Origin of the sequence: Bacillus mycoides, from assembly GCF_000832605.1 — a bacterium.
Classification (GTDB): Bacteria; Bacillota; Bacilli; order Bacillales; family Bacillaceae_G; genus Bacillus_A; species Bacillus_A mycoides.
The window spans coordinates 4,620,671-4,643,675 of sequence record NZ_CP009692.1; the positions used below are offsets into that span (position 1 = coordinate 4,620,671).

A 23,005-nucleotide genomic window follows, 5' to 3' on the forward strand; every position below is an offset into this window, starting at 1 on the left:
GTTAAAGATATGAATTTTAATAAACGACTTATAATCCAGTTTATTTTACAACACGTTTTTGTCTTAGTTACGTTACTTATCGCAGTAATTGCTTCTTTTTCTTATTTAATTTTTCTTCTTAATAGTACTTTATATGAACCTAATATTTCTGATTATGATACCTTTACAATCTCCGAATATATTTCTTCTGAAGACAATAACATTACTTTAAAATCTAAGGTAAAGGATTTAATAACAGAAAAGAGTGATTGGCTTCAAATTGTAGATGAAGATGGAAAGGTCCTTTACAACTTTAATACGCCTAACGATGTTCCGACCTCTTACACAAAGACATCCTTACTTACGTATTTACAGAATAGTAACAACAATATTTATAAATTTAACTATTGGGAAATTAAATTAGAAAAGAAACCAGTGATCGTTATTTACGGTGCCAAACTAAAAAGTAATGCATTACTAAAAACGATACAACAAGGACACCCTTCTTTATCATTAAATGAATTTGCATTAACTGAACAAGAAAAACAATTACTTTCTAAAGAAAAAGCAACACTGCAAATATTTAATAACAATGGCGAAGAAGTTTTTTCCTATCCAACTGGGAAGAAAAAAACATTTTCGGCTATAAAAACGGCTCTTAATGAAAAAGAACCGTGGAATTATAAAGAAAATACATCTAGTTTTTACGATTCAAATAGCGGTCATCTCGTCGTTGTATCCGCCCCAAACGCTCATTATTATCCAGATGATGAATTAGATGATATATTTACCAAGAAACTTCTAATCGGATGCAGCTTAATCCTCCTTATTGTGTTTGCTTATTTAGTCATTCTTTCAATTTGGTATGGAAATAAGTTTGGAAAGCCTTTATTACACACGATGCGCTGGCTTAAAAACATAGCCGGAGGAAAATATGAAGAACCTGTTAGTAAAAAAGGCAAACCTGTTCGGTTTCGGCGCTCCGGTAAAGAAAAATGGTCGTTCCGCATATTTAAAGATGTTACAAACTCACTAGAGCACCTTTCTATTACTTTGAAAAAGAACGATGCAATGAGAAAAGTACTGCAACAAACACGTGAAGAGTGGATTACCGGCCTGACGCATGATCTAAAAACACCGCTTAGCTCTATATACGGCTATGCATTATTACTAGAATCGAAGCAATATAATTGGACGGATCAAGACATTCAACAATTTGGCCATGTAATGAAAGAAAAATCTCAATATATGACTACATTAATTGACGACTTAAGCTTAACATATCAATTAAAAAATGATACTCTGCCTGCGCAACACGTAAATGTTGAAATTAATCAGTTCGTCCGAAAAGTACTATTACAATTTATTAATAACCCGACACTACAAAATCAAAACATTGAATTCGTGCCAAGTTCAAGCAAAATCCAATATTTTATTGAAGAAAAATGGTTCCAACGTATTATCGAAAACTTACTCGCAAACGCTGTAAAACATAATAATGAAACGACAAACGTAATCGTAAAACTTTCGCAAAATGCAAATTCATTTACACTATCTATTTCAGATAATGGAAAAGGTATGGATGATAAAACGAAAGAACTTCTATTCGAGCGATATTACAGAGGAACGAATACAGAAGAAAGCAACATCGGAACTGGACTTGGTCTCGCCATTACAAAACAGCTCGTTCATGCCCATAACGGAACGATTTTCATTGATAGTGAACTTGGAAAAGGAACGACGATTATACTTGTGTTTCCGTTTAGTTCGTAGAAAAAGGTGCTTTTATAAAGCACCTTTCTCTTTTCAGAGCAGCGCGCTAGTAAATGAAATTATATCGACTTAACTATAAAATACAACAATAGTAGCAACCTATTAATAAAAGAAGACCGTCCAAAAATACCTTTTGAACGGTCTTTCTTTCTATTATTTCTTCTTCACCGGTATCCAAAGTTCAATTTGAGCGAACTCACTTTTGTCTGCATGGGAACGTTCATCGTATAGCTCAAACTCATTAACGCCGCAATGTTCGTATCCTGAATGCGGGAACCATTCTGAGAATACTGCATTCCACGTTTGGTGAATAGACGATACCATTTCTTCATGAGGAACTTTCGGCGTTGTAAATACTGCATATGTCGCCGCTGGGAATGTACGCTTTGCAACTGCATTTGGTACATTTTCAAAGTCTGTAACTTCCATTCCGATAATATAAGTGAAGTCCCCTGTTTCTAAATTAAAATCAGTACATAATCCAAGTTCTACCCATTGGCTCGTATCTTTACGATTCGGAATCGTCGTTCCAAGATCTTTTTGTAAATATTCTTGCCAAAATGCTGGAATGTCTTGGTGGTTTTTTCCTTCTTTACTTGTCGTCTTCAGCTCATAACCCGCCATTAAAAATTCTGGTTTATTTACAATACGATATTCCATTTGTATGCCCCCTAAATATGGATTTAATTTTCTTTGTTTTACATTCACTCTATAATACATTGGTGTTTCGATTTCTTGTTTTCGATATTCACTTGGTGTCATTTGAAATAATTTTTTAAAGGCTCTCGTGAACGTTTCGTGAGATTGAAAGCCATGCTCAAATGCGATATCAATAACTTTTTCATCCGTATGAGAAAGTTGATAAGCTGCCCGGGCTAACCTCCTCTTTCGAACATACTCCATTACTGTATCGCCTACTAACGCCTGGAATACACGATGAAAATGCGACTCAGAAAAACCTGCAACACATGCTAAATTACGCAGCGTTTGTTTTTCCATTACATCTTCCTCAATATAATCAATTGACCTTTGAATTTGTGTTTCATAGCTTTCCATCTCTGTTCACCCGCCTTATATGTATTATGATAAAAGAGAATCCTATCCAATTCTTGACGTTTTTTACTATAATTCCATAAAAATTGTAACTTTTTTAATCGATTGGTACCGAAAAGAAAAGAAGTATAAAACAACGCAAATTGAAGAATTCCATTTACCAAACGTGCCAAGTACAGAACACTCTTATTTCGTAAAATATGAGATTACTAGTTGGTTACAAAGTATATCCCCTCTTCCGCTCGAAAGACGAAATGTGTTACTACTACGAGATTACTACGGATTCTCTTATAAGGAAATAGCAGAAATGACTGGTCTCTCGTTAGCAAAAGTAAAAATTGAATTACACCGAGGACGAAAAGAAACGAAAAGCATAAAGGAGTGATACAGATGGGTTGTGCAGAGTTTAAAAAACTGTGGGAGAAATACGAAAAAGGAACGCTCACACAGGATGAGCAAGAGCGGTTAGAAAGTCATATTGAGACATGTGAAGAGTGTGAAGTACATTTGGATGAATTGCTTGCGAAGAGCGAGCCGATAAAGAAAAGGTTACCACCAAAAGATCTTAAAGTTCCTTTTTGGAGGATTAAATGGAAACATCGTTTACAAACAATTGGTTTTATACTAGCAATTTGTATCTTTATATATATGATCGGAGGGGTATTATCTGCCTTTTATTTTCAAGCTAATAATGATAAACGACTAAAAGAAATACGAGATGTTCCCTCTCTTGCACTTGAAGCAACTATCCCAAACAGCCGCGTTATGGGCGGTGGAACAAGTGTAGAAGCTTTCTTTCGAACAAACAGCCAATTTGATTTAGTGAAAACGATTGGTAAAAAAGAAATGCCACTCGGTACAATAGAAACGAGCAGCTTCTTATCTTCTTTAAATATCACAAATCAATCTTGGGTGAATATGCACTATCAACCGAACATCCACTTTGTTCATCCAAAAATAAAACAAGGTGATTATTTGAAAGAAGCATCTAAAAAGGTTTGGGATATACTTGCAAAGGTACATGAGGGAACCGTTGCAGAAGTAGCAATATCTTTTGACAAACCTTACACTTTACAGGAATTAGAACCACTTTTATATGGCGTATTTGAAGCACAAGAACTCCCTCCAACTCCTGTATGGTACGCCTTAGATACGGGACAAGAAAGAATAAACGAAGAAGATTTCATCCTATCTGTGGACGAATTTATAGGATTTCCAGAACATATAGGATTCCTTGATGATGAAACAGAAAATCTGAAAACACAAGAGGCTAAAGTTTTTTCATGCGTATTCTTTCTACGCATGAAAAAACTGTAAATAAAGTTGCTATGCTACCTGCGGGGCAGCTGAACTTAGATAAACGTTATAAATATGTAAAAGATAACGGTGTAAAAGTATACGGCATTGTCATTACTGGGCCGTCGAAAGAATTATTAAAATTACAAAACTCCCCGCACGTACGTTATGCGACTCTTGGAGATATTGAGGTTTGGAATTGGTTTGATTAGTGAAAATGAAAAGGTTGTGTAGAAAATAGCAGCTATTTTCTACACAACCTTTTTAATAATTTAAAACCTATATTTCACTAACAGAATCCGTGAATAAAGCGTGGAATACGTTAACTTCCCCCATACGTAAACATTCCGTTTCTATATCAGGAATTGCAGTTCTAGCAACCTCTCGTTCTACTCTTACAAATCCTTTTGTATTCATTAGTTTCTCAAATTCACAAATGGTATCCATTTCTACATCGATTGTTTCAAAAGTCCATTCCCTTACATCTTCATCATATGTTGTTTTTAATACGTAGTAATAATAATATTTATCAAGTAAGCTAACAAAAACCCCTAAATCAAGGCGCTCGCCTCTTGATTTTCGTATCCAATCAATATCATCATTTAACATCGGTTCTTTTCCATTTAGTAACACATTATATTCTAGACAATTATATAGGTTTAAATCTGTATAGTCTGACACGTGATAATCACAAAATGTTGACTCGATTAAAGACAAAACTTCCTTTTGAGAGCTTTCGTTTTTTATAAAACTCTCTTTCAAGTCTACAAACTTTTTATGCTCTTTGGACTCCTCGTACAATCCTTCTTCTTTCACAATATTTTTCGGAAAGAATTTGTAAACTGTTTCTTTTAATTCATTCATCATTTCAGGTTTTGCCGTTTTAACCATTCTGTAAATCCTCCTATGCTAAAAAGAATTCTCACCGCAATAAAGAATCACACCCTAAATATGTTATTAATTAACAAATAAATTATATTAAAATAAGCAATATGATTTAATTCTGTTTTTTAAAATTTTTTCTGTTATAATGGCTGATTCCGAACATTATATTTATCATAATATAAAAATTACAACAAAAAACGACAAAAATCTTTAAATTACCTTAAAAAATATAACAATCCATATATAAAGAACGAAAGATTCTAAAGCGATTATTGAAAAATATATTATTTTTGTCACATTAAAAATTAGTACTTTTTTCACAAATTATTTTTGATGGAAAACTTTATAAAATTTATTTTTTACTATAAAAGGTATTTCTCTGGTAAAATATTATAGTCTCGTAAAAATGTAACACATTTCCATACGAACAACCCTTTAAAGCGAAAAGGTGTCATCATAATTGATGACACCTTTTCCTATTACAAATAAACTAATTAGAAATCACTTTCACATACATCCCTCTTATCGCCTTTTCATAAGCGATATCGCTCATCTGTCTTATTTTTTCCGATACAACAGACGATCGAACAACTTCACCTTCACGAAGTAATGGAGGATCAATAAGACGCACTTTATTTTTCTGATGTAGATCATACTCATTTCTATCTTCTTTTACTTCTATACTTGGATGAACTTTTCTTAATAAAGCATCTACTTCTTGATCTTTACAATAGCCGCAATTTCGTAATAAGCTCATGATCTTCAAGAAGAAAATCATCTGGATGGATTATCTTTTTATGAAGAGCTAATTTTAACGTTTTAGCTAACATATCGTTTCCATAAATATTCATTGGTTTCATAAAGAAATCAATTACTTCTTTGTAATACGTCTTCGTAAACCATTCTGCAATTTCAATATTTTGAAGAACCATTTTCCCATCTACTTCGATTAAATCCTCTAAAAAACTATGAACTTCTTCTAAAGAAATATATCCATATGTAAACATATCCCGTAATGTGTAATCCACTCGGTCTGCACATAATTCTGGCGCAGATTTTTCAAGTAATGTCCACTTCGAATCATCTAACAAAATATCTTCATAGTTATAACCATGTTTTGAAAGAATCGCCGGGATTTCCGAGTTTTTCACGACAGAACTAAATATTTCTTCATGATAACTTTCGTTTTCGTTATCAAAAACGTAATCGATCACATGGGAAAAAGCAGTATGCGATACATCATGTAGTAAGCCAGCAATCTGTTCTTCTACTGAACCACCAAGTTTTTTAATTAACAACATAGCACCAACTGAATGATCAAAGCGCGTTACATTCCATTTCTCATTCATTAAGTAACTTGCTCCGGCCTGATGAACCCCTTTCAGCCTTTGCACAGGTTTACTTAAAATTAATTCTTCTAACACTTTATCTACTTTAAACTCACCGTATATGACATCTGATATGATCACTTAAAATCCCCCTTTTCAAGCAGAGTCTTCTTATAGTATCTCTTTTTCCAGAGAGTAAATAAAGAACCTCAATCGAATATTTTGTACCTTTAAATAAAAAATAGAGAGCACTCAGCTCTCTATTTCACAATCCTATTCAAATGTAACTTCAATCTGCACAATCTCAGATCTACTTCCCAGTCTAAGCGGTGGTCCCCAAAATCCAAATCCAGAAGAAACAATTGCGTGGAATGCACCTTTTTGTGCGTATCCCCAGTCTAGTTCGTACATTCTTCTCGTCACAATATGGTTCGGAGCCATTTGTCCGCGATGCGTGTGACCGGATAATAATAAATCAACGCCGGCGTCCGCTGCTTGTTTTAATTCAAATGGTTGGTGATCCATTGCGATAACAGGAAGCGATTTATCTACCGTACTCATTAGATTTTCAAAGCTTTGACGATCTCGCTCTGTTTTATCCCTTCTTCCGACGAGATAAAAATCATCTTCAATTGTAATGACTTCATCTAAAAGAATACGAATATCAATCTTATCCATCTCTTGTAAAAACTCAGGAACAGCTCTGCCGTAATATTCATGATTTCCTAACACACCATATACGCCTAATGGAGCTTTCATCTGTTTCATGATTGGTCCCATATTTTTTTGAATGAACACACCTGGATGATCATCGATAATATCACCAGGCAGTAAAATAATATCGGGTTTCATTTCATTTACATGACGAACGAGTCTCTTTAAATGAGCAACTCCAGACAATTTACCGAAATGCATATCAGAGGCCATCGCAATGCGTAAACTTTTACGCCCTTCTACTTTTTTCGGTATGTGCACTTCGTACTTTCTTACTACTGGACTATATGCGTTGAATACTCCATATGCAAAGATAAAGATGAATACGAGTAAAACGACCGTTCCTGTCCAAATAATTGCCGTCTCTTTCTCCACTGAAAACTGTAATAATAAGACGGCAATATCGGCTAACGGCAATAACATAAGCGCGTATTGTATAACCGCAAACCAAATTGAACCGACCGTTCGCAGGAAAGGAAGAAATTTAAACACTTGTACGAGAATGTACGCATATGAAATAAATCCGACTATGAAAGCGTAATATCCCCAAGATTCCCAGCCGAACACCGTACTGAGCCAAACCCATCCGTTCCAGCCGATGTAAAACATGAGTAGTGTGTATACAATTAAAATAGTGAATATATTGAGATAACGAAAATTTTTCACTGCTAGCCTCCTTATTGATTTCTTCTATTATAACTTGTTCTGTGCCTAGAACGTAAATAGTAAGCAAATCAAAGTTATTTTCCTCTTACTTGTGATCCTCATATTCTCTGTGCAAATGTGGATATTTTAGCTGTAACGATGTAATAGGTGATTCTAAAGATTCTTATAACATAGCATTTAAGAAAGTCGTAAGAATATCTTCGTTACCACTCGTACCAAATAACTGTTTAAAGGCAAAATCAATGCGCAAATTTACTAATTGTTTGGACATGGCATTCCTCTCCTTTTATATCTATAACCAGCTCTCGTCTACATTGTACATAAGAATAAGACATTCAAGTAAACAAAGAGATGCGGCCCCTATACATACTCATATAGGGACCGCACCTTATTATTAAATAACAAAATCCTCTGGAATAAACACTTTCACTTCTCTCGGATGTACGTATACAAACTCACCTGTTTGAATGCCTAGCTGTCTAAACTGTTCTTTACTAATTTCTGCTTCTAGATACTCATCTGTTCCGTCGCGCTTCAATTCTACATATACGACAGGGCCAACTGCATGTGAGTATGTTACTTTCGCCGGGATGGCATCTATACTTTGTTTCGTACGATCGATTGATAAGTGATGTGGTCTTACGTATCCCACTCCGTCTACGTTTGAAACGTGCTTATGCTCTGGTGCTTCTAGTTACACCGATCCTACATTTAGTTTACCTTTATGAACGCGGCCGTGAAATAAATTCACGTTTCCTAAAAAGTCATATACGAACGGACTTGCTGGTTTTTCATATACTTCTTCCGGCGTTCCCATTTGTTCAATGCGTCCTTCATTCATTACAACGATGCGGTCCGCAACGTCTAACGCTTCTTCTTGGTCATGCGTTACGAATACGCTCGTAATTTGAAATTCGTCATGTAGTTTCCGGAGCCATCTTCGCAATTCTTTCCGTACTTTCGCATCAAGTGCACCGAACGGTTCATCTAGCAATAAAATTTTCGGTTCGACTGCAAGTGCCCGGGCTAGTGCGATACGTTGGCGTTGTCCGCCAGATAATTGCGCTGGATAACGTTTTGCGAAACCATCCATTTTTACTAGTTTCAATAGTTCTGTTACTTTTTCTTTTATTACTTCAGCTGAAGGTCGTAAGTTTTTCTTTCTTACTTTTAAACCGAAAGCGACATTTTCAAATACATTCATATGTTTAAAAAGTGCATAGTGCTGGAAGACGAAACCGACTTGCCGGTTTTTCACGTGAATATCAGTTAAATCTTCCCCATCAAAAGAAATCGAACCTCCATCCGCTTCTTCTAGTCCTGCAATAATTCGTAATAACGTCGTTTTCCCAGAACCTGATGGGCCTAATAAGGCAACAAGTTCTCCTTTTGGAATATCTAAATGAATGTCTGTCAGCGCTTGAAATGTACCATATTGTTTTGATACATTTTGAATTTGAATACTCACCGCACTCACTCCTTATTGTCGTTTTTCCATTCTCCATTCAATCCAGTTTTTTATAACGAGCGTAAAAACTGCGATGAGTGACATTAAAGTCGCCACAGCGAACGCTGCTGAAAATTGATATTCATTGTACAAAATTTCAATATGAAGCGGCATCGTATTTGTAACGCCGCGCACGTGACCAGATACAACGGAAACGGCGCCGAATTCACCAATGGCCCGGGCATTACATAAAATCATGCCGTATAAAAGGCCCCATTTTATATTCGGAAGCGTAACGTGCCAAAACATTTTCCAGCCGCTTGCGCCAAGTGATAGAGCCGCTTCTTCTTCACTCTTCCCTTGCGCCTGCATTACCGGGATTAATTCACGTGCAACGAACGGAAACGTAACAAAGATTGTCGCAATGATAATGCCAGGGACAGAGAAGATGAGCTTTATCCCGTGTTCCATTAACCATCCGCCAAGAGCAGCACGAGGTGTGAAAAGTAAAACGAATACTAATCCTGCGATAACTGGTGATACAGCAAACGGCAGTTCAATAAGAGATAATAATACTTGCTTTCCTTTAAACTGAAACTTCGTAATAAGCCAAGCTGCTGCTATTCCGAATATCGTATTCAGCGGTACAACAATTAATGCAACGAGAAGTGTTAACCTGATTGCCAAAAATGCTTCTTGATCTGTTACAGCGGCAATATATACATCAATTCCTCGTTCGAACGCTTTCATAAAAATTGTCACGAGCGGCAGTAATAGAAAGAGAGATAAAAATAAAATTGTTATCGTAATGAATAGAATTGGTACAAATTTAGATTCTTTTTTAACTGATACGCTTTTTACTATTTTCTTTTCTAATAATGTTGGTTCCATTTTCTCCCCTCCTATTCACTTTTCAGTTCATGCCTTCTGCTCCAAGTTTGAATCATATTAATAAATAGTAGGAAAAGGAGAGAAATAATAAGCATCACAGCCGCTACAGCTGTTGCGCCTGCATAATCATATTGTTCTAGTTTCGTCATAATCATAAGCGGTGCGATTTCTGTTTTCATCGGCATATTACCTGCAATGAACACGACAGATCCATATTCCCCTAACGCCCGAGCAAAGGCGAGTGAAAAACCAGCAAGTAGAGCCGGGAATATTTCTGGCAAAATAATTTTCACAAATATTTGAAAGCGTGATGCCCCTAAACTAGAAGCTGCTTCTTCTACTTCTTTATCAATACTTTGCAGCACTGGTTGCACCATTCGAACGACAAATGGTAAGCCAATAAACGTAAGCGCCACAATAATGCCGAGCTGGGTAAAAGCTACTTTTATATGAAACACACTAAATATTTTTCCAATAAAGCCATTTTCCGCATAAAGCGTCGTAAGTGTAATACCAGCTACAGCAGTCGGAAGAGCGAATGGTAAATCGATTAGTCCGTCTAATAACCGCTTCCCTGGAAATGTGTAGCGAACGAGTACCCAAGCAATTAATAAACCGAAAATGGCATTTACGATTGCCGCTGCAAGTGAAGTTGTGAAACTTACTTGATAGGAATGCAAAACACGCTCACTCGTTATAACTTGTGCGAACTTCTTCCAGCCTAGCTGCGAAGTTTGAATAAATACGATAGAAAGTGGTATAAGTACGAATAAGCTCATATACAGCATTGTAAATCCAAGAGATAATCCAAACCCTGGTAAAACACGCTTCTTCCTCATACAAAGTCACCTCATCCCCCCTTATTTTTTATACATTTGATCGAATACGCCGCCATCATTAAAATGTTTTTCTTGCGCTTTTTTCCAGCCGCCAAATAACTCATCCACTGTAAATAATTGAACTTTCGGAAATTGTGATGCGTACTTTTCTGCTACTTTTCCATTACGAGGGCGATAAAAGTTTTTCGCCGCAATTTCTTGCCCTTTTTCTGAATACAAATACTCAAGATATCCTTCTGCTACTTTTTTCGTTCCTTTTTTATCAACGACTTTATCTACAACAGCTACTGGCGGCTCGGCAAGTATACTAATCGAAGGCGTTACAATTTCGAATTTATCTTTTCCAAGTTCTTTTTGTGATAACAACGCTTCATTTTCCCAAGCGATTAACACATCACCAATTCCTTTTTCAACGAAAGTCGTCGTTGCCCCGCGTGCTCCTGAATCTAGTACTTCTACGTTTTTATAAATTTGACCGACAAACTCTTTCGCTTTCTCTTCACTATTGTTATATTTCTTCAGTGCGTATCCCCACGCCCCTAAATAGTTCCACCGTGCTCCTCCAGATGTTTTTGGATTCGGTGTAATGACAGACACACCTTTTTTCGTCAAATCATCCCAATCTTTAATTCCTTTCGGGTTTCCTTTTCTCACAAGAAATACAATCGTTGATGTATACGGAGTAGAATTATCCGCAAGTCGCTTCTGCCAATCTTCTGCTAGTTGTTTCTTCTTACTAATCGCATCAATATCATAAGCGAGCGCTAGTGTTACAACGTCTGCTTCTAAACCGTCAATAACGGAGCGCGCCTGACTTCCAGATCCCCCATGTGATTGTTTTACATTTACTGTTTGACCATGCTTCTCTTTCCAATACTTCGCAAAGTCTTTATTGAAATCTTGATATAACTCACGAGTCGGGTCATATGAAACATTTAAAAGCTCAACTGTCTTTTTATCTCCGCCTCCTGCAGAATTACTAGTGGATGTTGCCGAACCACACCCTGATAAAAGAACAAATGCTGATAATAAGACACCTGTACTTTTCATAAACGCTGTCTTACCCCACTGTTTCATATATAAAGCCCCCTTAGTTTGTACAATAGAAAAAGGCACACAATCTATTCACAAAAGTGAACGTTGTGCGCCTTCAGTTTCTCTGATGAGCTTCTATTGTATTCTGTTTGATTTCTTTCCATTTTAATTCCGCAATTCACATGTGTCAACTTGGAATTTAGAATTATTATATAAGAAACTTCATACAAGCTAAAAATCAGCGGGAATGGAATCCCGCTGATTTTAGTTTCGATTTATTTCTTTAACTTATCTGTCTTCGCAATAAATTGAGCTGCTTCGGCGCGGCTTACCGCTTTATCTGGAGCCCAACCATTATCTGTTCCAACTGAAATATTTTCTTGGATTAAAATGTTCGCATACTTCGTACCCCAATGATCTTTTAAATCAGCAAATTCTTTTGGTAGTTTAATATTTTCATTTCTTTCTAATTTATATGCATTCACAAGCATAGAAGCCATTGACGCACGGTTAATTAGCCCGCTCGGATTAAAGTTACCCTTATCGTCACCTTTTACAATGCCAGCTTTTTCAACTGCTGCGATGTATGGTGTAGCCCAATGATTTTGCGCGTCAGAGAATGATGGCTTCGCATCTTTATTAATTTCTAATCCTAAAACAGTAGCTAATATTTTTGCTGCTGAACCACGATCGATATTTTCAGCTGGTGCAAATGTACCATCTGGCTTACCGTGTACTGCCTCTTTGTCTACTAAATATTGAACTGACTCTTGTGCCCAAGTTGGTACATCTGAGAACTTAGATTTCTGTTCAATTGCACTCGCATCGATTTCAAACTGCACTTGATATTTATGATCATATTTAATTGCTGGAATTAATATATGCATTTGCATATTATATTTTTTTGAGAACTCATCGATTTCAAATTGAACAACCTTCGTACCATTATTTGTTTTATCTTCAGAGATCACTTTCACATCATGGAATGTCCCTACTTTATTAGTATCTTCTACTCTAAGGTACTGGAAATAGCTACTATCTTGAATTGTTAACGTAACGATTTTTTTGTCACCTTGAATTGTTACTTTTGCATTTTTTAAATACGTAGAAGCAACAGATGTTTCATTCGTTTGATCTTTATAAGTTTTTAAAATAACGTCATATGTACCATCTGCAAGTTTGCTATTTGCTTTCATTTCAACCGCTGCATCTGCTTTCGCAATAGGTACCATGATACCGCTAAATGGAACTGCTAAAGTTGCTGCTATAACGAATGCATTAATATATTTTTTCTTAATCATTATCAATATGACATCTCCCTTTATATGAATATACCCAACATAACTATCATATTGATAATGATTATCAATGTCAAATAAAAAATTAAACGAATAATACCTATTTATTACACAAATATGCTTTCCGATCATTTTTAAACAATAAATAATGAGCAGTATGCACTTTTCTCTCTAAATAATCTAATGAATACGTACCCGATGGATCCACTAAATCCCCAATCGCCCCTGAAAGGTGATCAATTACCTTTTGCAATGTTTCTAAGTTCTTCTTTTCACTCTCCATATTCATTTCATCCATAATGTCACAAATAAGATATTGTACTTTCCGTAAGCGTAATTCCTTCTGCTCCACGTATATCTCCTCCTTATTAGCAATATTACGTTTTAAATATATGGGCTTATAGCTTAACCAATTCTAAAAAATAACGTGAAACTTTAATGAGTAAGAATTTTGTCCATCCAAACTAATCCAGCTTTTTGGGACAAAAAGATATCCATCTCTAAACATGTAGTCATAGAGATGGATATCTTTATTTTTACACTTGCAATGCCTTCTCTCTCAGAGCTCTTCGTAACAACTTACCAGTTGTATTCTTCGGCAATTCTGTTAAAAACTCAATGCTCATTGGCACTTTATATTTCGCTAAATGTAACGTGCAGTAATGCATAAGCTCTTCTTCTGTTACGCTCGTTTGTTTCAGAACGACGTAAGCTCGCACTGCTTCTCCTAAGTTTTCATCAGGAACACCGATTACGACAACTTCAGCTACCGAATCGTGAGTGTATAATACTTCCTCCACTTCACGAGGATATACGTTATAACCACCAACTAAAACAATATCTTTTTTGCGATCGACGATATAGAAGTAACCTTCTTCATCCATTTTCGCTAAGTCTCCTGTATATAGCCAGCCATCTTTAATTGTCGCCGCAGTATCTTCTGGCGCATTATAGTAACCTTTCATAACGTTAGGGCCGCGAACAATTAACTCCCCAACTGCACCAACAGGTACTTCTTCCCCAAGTTCGTTCACAATTTTATTTTCTACGTGCCAAATATTCGTGCCAATAGATCCTGGTTTACGAGGACGGTCTAACGGGTTAAAACAAGTAACTGGTGATGCTTCTGATAAACCGTATCCTTCTGAAACGATAACGTCAAAACGTTTTTCAAAGTTTTGCAGAAGGGCAACAGGCATTGACGCACCACCTGAAATACAAAGGCGAAGCGTCTTCACATCTTCTGCGCTTGCTTCTTCGAATAAATATAAATAATTGTACATTGTCGGTACACCAGCAAAAATCGTTGGTTCGTACGTGCGACAAATACGGAATACTTCTTTCGGACTAAATTTCGGTAACATTAAAATAGTCGCCCCGTTCACAATCGGCGCATTTACCGCAACAGTTAAACAGAACACATGGAACATCGGCAGTGCCGCAACGACGCGATCGTCCGCAGTATATTGTAAATACGACGCCACATCGCTAGCATTACTATATAAATTTTTATGTGTTAACATAGCGCCTTTTGGCTTTCCAGTTGTACCTGAAGTGTATAAAATAACAGCTACATCTTCTTCATCTAGTTCAGGACCTTCGTAAGTTACATCTCCAGTTCCTACAAAACTAGTAAACGTTTTCATTTTTTCAGTTTCTGTATGGTTAAAATCTGATGAGGTTTCGCATATGATGATATTTTCAAGTGAAGGAAGTCTTGTTGTAAGAGATTGTATAACAGGTAGAAGGACGTCGAGTACGATGATTGTTTTTACATCTCCATTTTGTAATATGTAATGTATTTCGTCTGCTGTATAAATTGGATTAATCGGAATGACAGTTGCTCCGGCTTTCATCGTTCCGTATAAACCTACTAAAAAATGTGGTGAATTGCCTACAGCTAATGCGACATTGTCCCCTTTTCCAACGCCCATTTTTGCTAAATTACTAGAAAACCTAGTGACCACTTTGTTTAATTGGTCATAAGAGACCGACTGATCCATAAATATGTACGCCGGTTTATCCCCCTTCTTTTTTGCCGTTTCAGCCAAAGATTGAACGAGATTCACACAAACCCCACCTTTATAAAATTTAGAATATTTAAAAATTCTAAATTAATTATATTAAAAGAAAATTAAAGTAGCAAGTGATATTCTATTAATCGAATATACATCGACCACTTTCTTCCAGAACACTTTAGTAAGATACGAGAATTATATGTGAAAGAAACAGGTACAAACATATAGTTAAACTATAGCTAAAATCATTGTAGGATAATATGCACTCATCTTTCCCCTAAGTTTTTCAACTTCCTCTTTATTTAAAGCCGTATACTCTCCATACAAATTGAGAGCGTCCGCTCCATTTTCATGCAAGTAGACTGTAACATATAGTGTCGGTAATCCTTTATTGTCTTCATCTATCGACAAGACAACATCTGGCGTTTTATTAACGCTACTAAACGTTTCATTTCTTTTCCATTTCTTATTTTGAAACATAGTTTGTATATCATCTATCTTTCGTTTTTTATCTGTATGCGTATAATATATGGCATTATCCTTCGCTGGCTTTTCAATAAATAAAAGTGTACGACTAGAGGAAGTTTCATCGTTACAGGCTGTCATCCCTATAACGAAGCTGATCAATAATATAAAGTGTATTATCCTTTTCATTTCGATCATCCTCCTTTAATTATATATACTTCCTTTATAATAAAAGAATGTCCTGCTAGTAGATGTTTTTAGCGACGCTTTTAACGGTAAATGAATTCATAATAAAAAAAGCCATCCCAAAAGATATTTCGGGATGGCTTCTTCTTTTAGAAGAATAAATGTAAGAAATCTTCTGTTGTAATATTACCGAAATAGCGTACGATATCTACGCCTTCTAAAGCTACAGTGAATGCATCTTTATCAAATTGTACACCTGTTAGACGCTCTTCAATGTCATGCACATCTAGTGAGCCGAAGAAGTCACCGTAAATTTTACATTCTGTTACTGTTCCTTTTTTCACTTCAAGACGAACGTCAACTTGTCCAACTGGGAAGCGGTGTGAATGTTGTAAGTTGAACTTCGGAGATTTTCCGTAGTTCCAATCCCAATTTTGGTAGCGCTCTTCAGAAAGTTTATGGATTTCTTTCCAATCATTTTCTGTTAATTCGTACGTTGGAATTTCTGTTTCTCCTTCGAAAATTGTTTCTAGAAGAAGTTGTCTAAACTCTTCTGTCGTCATTTTTTCGTTTAAGAACTCTGTAATATTCGCAACGCGGCTACGGATTGATTTAATTCCTTTTGATTGAATCTTATCCATTTTTACTTTTAACGCTGATACGACGTGATCGATTTCAGAGTCAAATAGTAACGTACCGTGACTAAACATACGACCTTTCGTTGAGAACTGCGCGTTACCTGAAATTTTTCTACCTTCAGCTAAAATGTCGTTACGACCACTTAGTTCTGCATTTACGCCTAGTTTACTAAGAGCTTTCGTTACAGGCTCTGTGAATTTTTTAAAGTTGCTGAAACTATCTCCATCATCTTTCGTAATAAAGCTGAAGTTTAAGTTTCCTAAATCATGATATACTGCGCCTCCGCCTGATAGACGACGAACAACATGAATTCCTTGTTCTTTTACGTAATCTGCATTAATTTCTTCTACTGTGTTTTGGTTTTTACCAATGATAATTGAAGGTTCGTTAATGTAGAACAATAAATATGTTTCGTTAATATCTAAATTCTTCACACAATATTCTTCAATTGCTAAGTTTATTCTAGGATCTGTAATCCCTTTATTATCAATAAATAACATCGTATCACCTCATGAATTCCATACGTAGCCACTATGCGCTAGCGTAATATGGCCACTGAAAATTTGTTTTGCTTCTGTTACTAAATCAGATGGGTTGCCTGTATGCGGTAAGTGCGTTAATAAAAGTTCTTTTACATTTGCATCTTTCGCAATACTTGCTACTTCTGTACTATTCATATGCCCTGCTTTTGCAGCCTCTTGATGTGCATACATATTACACTCACAAATGAAAAGATCAGCATCTTTTGTGAACGGAATAAAATCAGGAATATAACTTGAATCAGCGCTATATACTACAGCGTCATCGCCAGCTGTAATACGCATCGCAAAGCATGTAACAGGATGAACTGTTTTTAAGAATGAAATGGAGAACGGTCCAACTTGAAGTGTTTCTTCTTGGTTGTACGCGATTCCTTTCGTATGCGGTTCATGTGTTAAAGAATGGAATCCATTCTCATCAAACGTATGACCGTATATTGGTAATTCCGGTAGTTGTCCTTTTGTCGCACTCGTAATTAATCTCGCATATTGCAATACCCCAATGTCTGCAACATGATCGTGATGATAGTGCGACAGTACAACTGCATCTATATGAGATGGTGTTATATATTTTTGAAGCTGTGCTAGTACACCACTGCCACAGTCTACAAGTAAACGAAAACCATCGTGTTCAAACAAATACCCCGACGTTGCTTCTCCCGCTTCTGGAAAGCCGCCCCAAAAGCCGACAACAGTCATCTTCATATGTATCCATCCTTTCTAAAACCGCGTAGGAATGCCGTTTTTTTCCGTACTTGAGAAAGTTTTTTACTTACATCCTACATTGTTAACTATAATCCATTTCCTAAACTTTTTCATTAATTTTCACTTTTGTTATAAAACAGTTGTTGACTTTTGTTATTTGTACTAATACAATGATAGTAAGAAATGGAAATGGAGGGATTGACATGATCGATCAACCAATGGAGTTTTTCCGAAATTTACCGACGAAAACTTGTGCTCATTGCGGGAAGGAAATTGATGAGCAGCACGAAGCATACCATAACAAATGTGACGATTGCGTTCACGAAGATTAGTAGTTTGTGAACATAAAAAAACCTAGCAGACATAGTCTACTAGGCTAATAACATCGTATCCTTCATCGTTGAACCTTTCACCAAGAGCTCCAGTTCAAACTCATACAATTCTTTTTGTCGATAATTTTTCGTATGGATTTTATCCATCATTAAGTCGACAACTTTTCGGGCCATCTCGTCGATTGGTTGTTCAATTGTCGTAATACCTGGCTCTGTAATCTGCGCTAAAATTTGATTATCAAAACCGATCACAGCGAGATCTTCTGGAATACTCCAACCATGGCGTTTCGCCTCTGAGATAATTCCAGCTGCAACCTCGTCGCCTCCTGCCAAAATCGCGGTAGGATTTTTTTTGTCCTTTAATACTTCATTGAATATTCGTTTTCCATCATCCCAAGAGAAAGCGTTTTCAAGAAAATCGATCGCTTCCACTTCTCTACTCTTTTCAGTAATAGCGCGTAAAAAGCCCATTTTTCGCTGTTGGCTCACTACTTTCGTTTCGTTGCCACGGCAAAAAATCAGATTACGATATCCTTGTTCTAATACATGATTGGCAGCTATGTATGCACCCTGTGCATGATCGAACTTCACTGTTGGAACATTTGCTTCCTCAATATATTCATTACATAACACGATTGGACCGTGTTGCAAGTATGGCTCCACATTCTCCCACGGATTTTCTAGTGAACATAGAATAATCCCATCTACTTGTTTCGTAGATAATAATTGTAAATACTCCATCTCTTTTTCCGGTAAATATCTTGTTTGACAAATAATCAGTTTATATTTATGTTCAGAAGCAGCAATCTCGATTGCTTCAATAAATCTACTAAAAAAAGGATTTGTAATCCTTGGAACAAGCACCGCAATTGTTTCTGTTTTTTGTTTACGAAGCCTTCTCGCCGCAGAATTAGGAACGAAGCCTAAATGCTTCATTGCTAATTGAACCCTTTTCTTCTTCTCATCTGAAACATATGGATGATTATTGATCACCCTAGAAACCGTTGTCCTTGATAACCCCGCTAATTTCGCCACGTCCTCGATAGTCGACACGAAATTTCCCCCTTTGCATGAAAACGTTTTCTTATCCTGATTATATAGTATATTATTGGAAACTGCAATATAGGTTCTTATGATTTTACTATATTAATATTATACATAGGGAAAAGTCTGTTAATGGCAGGGAATTACATACTACTTTTAGAAGTTCACAATAAGAATATTTATAAAATAAAGGATGATATTTCATGAATCGGACGGATCGTTTATTAGCTATATTAATTGAATTACAAAGAAAACAAACCGTTACAGCACAAAGCTTAGCTGAAAAATTTGAGACAAGTATACGCACTATTTATCGAGATATGGACGCACTCAGCGAATCCGGCGTTCCCATTTTTTCAATGCCTGGTCACGGCTATTCATTAATGGATGGTTATTTCTTGCCACCCATTCAGCTTACGCCGGAAGAGGCTGTTACTCTTTTATTAGGCGGTGATTATATCGAGAAAACTTTCACTTCTTCTTTTTCTGTACATGCGCAATCGGCAAAAGAGAAACTTGAGGTTGTCCTCTCTACTGATCAAAAAAAGAAAGTTGAAGAGCTGCGAGGAACTTTCCGTTTCCTTTCTCCTATATTTTCGCATCAGCAACCCGAGCGAGAACAACTAGAAAACCAACTTTTCTTATTGCAAGAATCTATTCAAAAAGAACAAGCTATCTCTTTTTCTTATCGTAAACCAAGAGAAACTACAAAAATAAAACGGACCGTTCATCCTTACGGTTTAGTCAATATTTCAGGAATTTGGTACATCGTTGCTCATTGCTTACTTCGAAAACAAATACGTAATTTTCGTTTAGACCGTATGGATACATTACAGCAAGAACAAGAATTCTTTACAAAACCGAAAGACTTTTCTTTACAAGACTATCAACCTGAAAACAATCGAACTGTTACGATCCATTTATTATTCCCATCCCATATTGCACATAAAATTGTTGAGTCACGATACTTTTTTATAGATTCATACGAGCATAAAGATAATGGTTTTCATGTCTTTTTGAAATCAAGAAGTATAGATGAAGTATTTCAATGGGTATTAAGCTGGGGGAGCCAAGTGCAAGTACTAGAGCCAAAAATTCTTTCTGAGAAAATATATGATGAAGTAAAAAAAATGTTAAAACTTTAATTTTTTATTTTACTACTGACATAATGTTGTCAGCATCCCTCCTTTATTGTAGGTATTAACAAATACATTTTCTTAAAAAGGGGATACCAATATGAACAGTACTGTTATGTTAGAGAAATTCGAAAGTTTAGCAACGTGTTATGTGAAGGAATTAGACAAATATACGATTGAACAATTTAGAAAAAAACCTTCTGAAGAAGAATGGTCGCTCGGTCAAATGTATAACCATCTGCTAGCTGCTACATATATGCAATTAGATGCAATCGAGAAATGTAAAACTGAAACACCATCTGTAGCTAACAAAAAAACGGATATGGGTGAAAAAGTATATACAATGGGTGCTTTCCCTCCTATACAAATAAAAGTGCCAAATCGCTCTGGATACACACCTGAACATCCATCATGCAAAGAAGAGATACAGGAGCGTTTTCTAAAATTAATTACAGCTGTAAAAAACATTGAACCAATGCTTGCTTCTATTCCAAATGATTGTAAAGTGGAGCATCCTGGACTTGGGTACTTAAATGCTCCAGAGTGGTTCCAGCTCATTTCTATGCATTTTTCACATCATCTTCTTCAGAAAGAAAGATTGGATCACAGTATTTCATAATTTACCATAAAGAATGAAAGAAGGTGGTTTGGCACATAGCCAAACCACCTTTCTTCATACAAATGAATAAAAATATAATCCAATATACTTTTATTGTAATTTAGATATTTCTTGCATAAATCCAGATATACTTGCTAATGCACTAGTAAAAACGAAAAGCACAATAATGAGAGTGACAAGTTTATTTTCATTTAAATTCGTAATTGTTTTTAAGCCTATTCCTAATAAAACGTAATACCAAATATTAAATATATCTATCCTTTGAGCGATTGCATGTAAAGCCATATTATCTGTTGCTATCGCACCTAAACCTGTATAGGACAACTCATATCCACCAAGGGAGAACGCAATCAATCCGTTTAAAAGCATCCCTAATTTTAATACAAAAGATGCATAGATAATGATAGGAAATGTTTCCTTGTAGTTAATATCGACTCCAAAAAAAATCATAATGTTTTTATAGAATATAGGCGCAAAAAATATAGCTACTATTCCACTTACTGTAGAAATTCCAAATGAAGTAAAGAAAGTTATGTATTTTGGAACAGTAAATCCAGTTTTATCATGAAACATACTAAGTGCAGGGTTATGCAAAGAATTCCAGTAAATTAAGGCGCTTGAAATGATAATAAGTAAAATTAAAAGAGTTAATGGGAGGAATATATTTCTTTGATTCCTCATCCTTTTGAATTGTAATGTCGGTGAAGTGAAAATCCCAAAAACCGATGGCTTCCTCGAAAATTCTTCATGCATAAGACTGCTAGCTTGCAAGACAATCCCTCCTTTATCGCTACATTCATCATTTTAATACAGCAAAGATATGAAAACAGGTTCTTACACAATTAGAGCTCTCTATAACATCTCCCACCTCGTCCACTCTTCCCTCGCATTCACACTATAAATATTGTCTTCTCTGTCCATAAACCCATGTATAACAAATTCTCTTCTTATCGTACAAAAATCATCATGATACTGTTTTACGAACGCATTAATTTCTTCTTCTGTATATTGGTTTCCAGCATCCAGCTTTCTAATCAAATGTTCCAATAAGACTAACTTTTTCTTTTTTTGACCTGGAATCGATTTTAAGCGGTCCTCTTTATCAAAAAAGTTGCGAATGGTCGTATCACGAAATTTCATTTGGCTTTCGGTCATTTCGTTCTCCTCCATCAGTTTTTATATTATTAAACTTTACCGTTTTTCTTTATTCTTTTACTTAAAAAATCAATAAAGTAATATCCACCAATTAAAATATAATAGGTTACAATCATTCCCACTATGTCTTTCATACTCGTATATTCTTTTTTATGAAACAAAATCGGAGATAGTGTATAAACTAAGAAGCAGACTAGCGGATATATGATGAAATAGAAGCGAGATTTTTGTCTCATACTATCAACTCCCCTGTAATATGATTCTATTCAAATTGTTGTGATTCCTTTCTTTCGTTTAGGCTACACATAAAATATAGTAAAATTAAGGAAAAGATGCTCTTTGGAAAGTAAGAACCATTCTGAATAATATTCGAAAGACCATACACCAAATATGCAATGTTACATATTTGGTGTATGGTCTTTCTTGCTATAATAATATCCGTATAGATTGTATTTTAAATAAAAAAGGATTATATGCAATGAATCAAATTTTAGAGGATGCAAAACAACTATTACATCATGAAGAAAATATTTTATCCACTTTAAGATGTTCACTTACTGGCTATATTATTACACATAATGTCCCTCGTTCCGGAGTGTTACTTGCCACTAATAGGAGGGTTATTTTTTATGGACAATCATTCAAATGTTGTAAAAATGCATTGATTGTGGAATTTGAATATAAAAAAATTCTATCCATAGAGACGAAAAGAACATTCTTTGATAAAAAACTAATATTTTACTATGAAGACGAATATATAACGGTGGGCCAAATTTTAAGCTCGAATATTGAGGTTTTTTTAAATGTAATACAGAGAAAAGAATTCAATAAAGTGAAACTTTAATCCGTGGGGGATTTTGTTCATCCCCCACGGATTATTAGCCTACACCAATTGGGATTTTACGGAATAAAATACTTTTCATCTAAAAGAGAAGTACAGTTCACCTTTCTTACAACTGTATT

Annotated in this window: 21 protein-coding genes and 5 pseudogenes; 7 read left to right on the forward strand and 19 right to left on the reverse strand. The window is 35.6% G+C overall.

Annotation, left to right across the window (positions count from 1 at the left end):
- The first annotated feature begins 9 nt into the window (after nt 1-9).
- Nucleotides 10-1,752, forward strand: a complete 1,743-nt coding sequence (locus tag BG05_RS25515; protein ID WP_016126688.1) for an ATP-binding response regulator — start codon at nt 10-12, stop codon at nt 1,750-1,752.
- Between the two features lie 153 nt (nt 1,753-1,905).
- On the opposite strand, the gene BG05_RS25520 is transcribed toward BG05_RS25515, so the two are convergent.
- Complete coding sequence (locus BG05_RS25520; RefSeq protein ID WP_003187871.1) at nt 1,906-2,808, reverse strand: AraC family transcriptional regulator; 903 nt, start codon at nt 2,806-2,808, stop codon at nt 1,906-1,908.
- A gap of 22 nt (nt 2,809-2,830) precedes the next feature.
- On the opposite strand from BG05_RS25520, the pseudogene BG05_RS25525 reads away from it, so the two are divergent.
- Both BG05_RS25525 and BG05_RS25530 read left to right on the forward strand, forming a co-directional pair.
- Nucleotides 2,831-3,190, forward strand: a pseudogene (locus tag BG05_RS25525) (RNA polymerase sigma factor); the annotation flags it as partial.
- A 5-nt stretch (nt 3,191-3,195) separates the two neighbouring features.
- Nucleotides 3,196-4,313: pseudogene (locus BG05_RS25530) on the forward strand (anti-sigma factor).
- 67 nt (nt 4,314-4,380) lie between these two features.
- Here the strand turns inward: BG05_RS25530 and BG05_RS25535 are convergent.
- The 14 genes and pseudogenes from BG05_RS25535 to BG05_RS25605 all read right to left on the reverse strand — a co-directional run bounded on the left by BG05_RS25535 (nt 4,381) and on the right by BG05_RS25605 (nt 17,756).
- On the reverse strand, nt 4,381-4,992 hold the full coding sequence (locus BG05_RS25535) for a hypothetical protein (protein WP_003187863.1): 612 nt from the start codon (nt 4,990-4,992) through the stop codon (nt 4,381-4,383).
- Between the two features lie 484 nt (nt 4,993-5,476).
- A pseudogene (locus BG05_RS25540) lies at nt 5,477-6,455 on the reverse strand (HD domain-containing protein).
- 132 nt (nt 6,456-6,587) lie between these two features.
- On the reverse strand, nt 6,588-7,694 hold the full coding sequence (locus BG05_RS25545) for a metallophosphoesterase (RefSeq protein ID WP_016126685.1): 1,107 nt from the start codon (nt 7,692-7,694) through the stop codon (nt 6,588-6,590).
- An 88-nt stretch (nt 7,695-7,782) separates the two neighbouring features.
- A pseudogene (locus BG05_RS31770) lies at nt 7,783-7,965 on the reverse strand (PD-(D/E)XK nuclease family transposase); the annotation flags it as partial.
- Between the two features lie 123 nt (nt 7,966-8,088).
- A pseudogene (locus tag BG05_RS25560) lies at nt 8,089-9,162 on the reverse strand (sulfate/molybdate ABC transporter ATP-binding protein).
- A 12-nt stretch (nt 9,163-9,174) separates the two neighbouring features.
- Entirely contained in the window at nt 9,175-10,032 is an 858-nt protein-coding gene (cysW, locus tag BG05_RS25565) for a sulfate ABC transporter permease subunit CysW (protein ID WP_003187851.1), read from the reverse strand.
- An 11-nt stretch (nt 10,033-10,043) separates the two neighbouring features.
- A complete protein-coding gene (gene cysT / locus BG05_RS25570; RefSeq protein ID WP_002168928.1) occupies nt 10,044-10,871 on the reverse strand; it encodes a sulfate ABC transporter permease subunit CysT in 828 nt (275 codons plus the stop codon).
- 21 nt (nt 10,872-10,892) lie between these two features.
- Nucleotides 10,893-11,948 carry a sulfate ABC transporter substrate-binding protein gene (locus tag BG05_RS25575; RefSeq protein WP_033733840.1) on the reverse strand — a complete coding sequence of 352 codons (1,056 nt, stop codon included), beginning with the start codon at nt 11,946-11,948 and terminating at the stop codon, nt 10,893-10,895.
- Nucleotides 11,949-12,181: 233 nt separating this feature from the next.
- Complete coding sequence (locus BG05_RS25580) at nt 12,182-13,207, reverse strand: S-layer homology domain-containing protein (RefSeq protein WP_003187847.1); 1,026 nt, start codon at nt 13,205-13,207, stop codon at nt 12,182-12,184.
- Between the two features lie 97 nt (nt 13,208-13,304).
- A complete protein-coding gene (locus BG05_RS25585) occupies nt 13,305-13,556 on the reverse strand; it encodes a hypothetical protein (RefSeq protein WP_000435463.1) in 252 nt (83 codons plus the stop codon).
- Between the two features lie 184 nt (nt 13,557-13,740).
- Complete coding sequence (locus BG05_RS25590) at nt 13,741-15,273, reverse strand: fatty acid--CoA ligase family protein (protein WP_003187845.1); 1,533 nt, start codon at nt 15,271-15,273, stop codon at nt 13,741-13,743.
- 177 nt (nt 15,274-15,450) lie between these two features.
- Nucleotides 15,451-15,876, reverse strand: a complete 426-nt coding sequence (locus tag BG05_RS25595) for a hypothetical protein (protein WP_016126680.1) — start codon at nt 15,874-15,876, stop codon at nt 15,451-15,453.
- Between the two features lie 146 nt (nt 15,877-16,022).
- The gene (locus BG05_RS25600) at nt 16,023-17,012 is read right to left on the reverse strand and encodes a lipoate--protein ligase (RefSeq protein WP_003187841.1); all 990 of its coding nucleotides are present in this window, start codon (nt 17,010-17,012) and stop codon (nt 16,023-16,025) included.
- Nucleotides 17,013-17,021: 9 nt separating this feature from the next.
- Nucleotides 17,022-17,756 carry an MBL fold metallo-hydrolase gene (locus BG05_RS25605; RefSeq protein ID WP_016126679.1) on the reverse strand — a complete coding sequence of 245 codons (735 nt, stop codon included), beginning with the start codon at nt 17,754-17,756 and terminating at the stop codon, nt 17,022-17,024.
- Nucleotides 17,757-17,959: 203 nt separating this feature from the next.
- Between BG05_RS25605 and yhfH the strand changes: the two genes are divergently transcribed.
- Entirely contained in the window at nt 17,960-18,088 is a 129-nt protein-coding gene (gene yhfH / locus BG05_RS30270; protein ID WP_016119782.1) for a protein YhfH, read from the forward strand.
- Between the two features lie 39 nt (nt 18,089-18,127).
- On the opposite strand, the gene BG05_RS25615 is transcribed toward yhfH, so the two are convergent.
- Nucleotides 18,128-19,141: a LacI family DNA-binding transcriptional regulator gene (locus tag BG05_RS25615; RefSeq protein ID WP_002087115.1), complete on the reverse strand. Its 1,014-nt coding sequence runs from the start codon at nt 19,139-19,141 to the stop codon at nt 18,128-18,130.
- A gap of 194 nt (nt 19,142-19,335) precedes the next feature.
- Between BG05_RS25615 and BG05_RS25620 the strand changes: the two genes are divergently transcribed.
- On the forward strand, nt 19,336-20,277 hold the full coding sequence (locus BG05_RS25620) for a helix-turn-helix transcriptional regulator (protein ID WP_002168933.1): 942 nt from the start codon (nt 19,336-19,338) through the stop codon (nt 20,275-20,277).
- Between the two features lie 91 nt (nt 20,278-20,368).
- A complete protein-coding gene (locus BG05_RS25625) occupies nt 20,369-20,887 on the forward strand; it encodes a DinB family protein (protein WP_016119781.1) in 519 nt (172 codons plus the stop codon).
- A gap of 90 nt (nt 20,888-20,977) precedes the next feature.
- Here BG05_RS25625 and yknW read toward each other — a convergent pair whose 3' ends face one another.
- The 3 genes from yknW to BG05_RS25640 form a co-directional block, all read right to left on the reverse strand.
- A complete protein-coding gene (gene yknW, locus BG05_RS25630) occupies nt 20,978-21,658 on the reverse strand; it encodes a YknW family membrane protein (RefSeq protein ID WP_016126678.1) in 681 nt (226 codons plus the stop codon).
- Nucleotides 21,659-21,739: 81 nt separating this feature from the next.
- On the reverse strand, nt 21,740-22,042 hold the full coding sequence (locus BG05_RS25635) for a DUF2087 domain-containing protein (protein ID WP_002168936.1): 303 nt from the start codon (nt 22,040-22,042) through the stop codon (nt 21,740-21,742).
- 29 nt (nt 22,043-22,071) lie between these two features.
- Entirely contained in the window at nt 22,072-22,278 is a 207-nt protein-coding gene (locus tag BG05_RS25640) for a hypothetical protein (protein WP_002125823.1), read from the reverse strand.
- Nucleotides 22,279-22,520: 242 nt separating this feature from the next.
- Between BG05_RS25640 and BG05_RS25645 the strand changes: the two genes are divergently transcribed.
- Entirely contained in the window at nt 22,521-22,886 is a 366-nt protein-coding gene (locus tag BG05_RS25645) for a PH domain-containing protein (protein ID WP_016126677.1), read from the forward strand.
- Nucleotides 22,887-23,005: the final 119 nt, after the last annotated feature.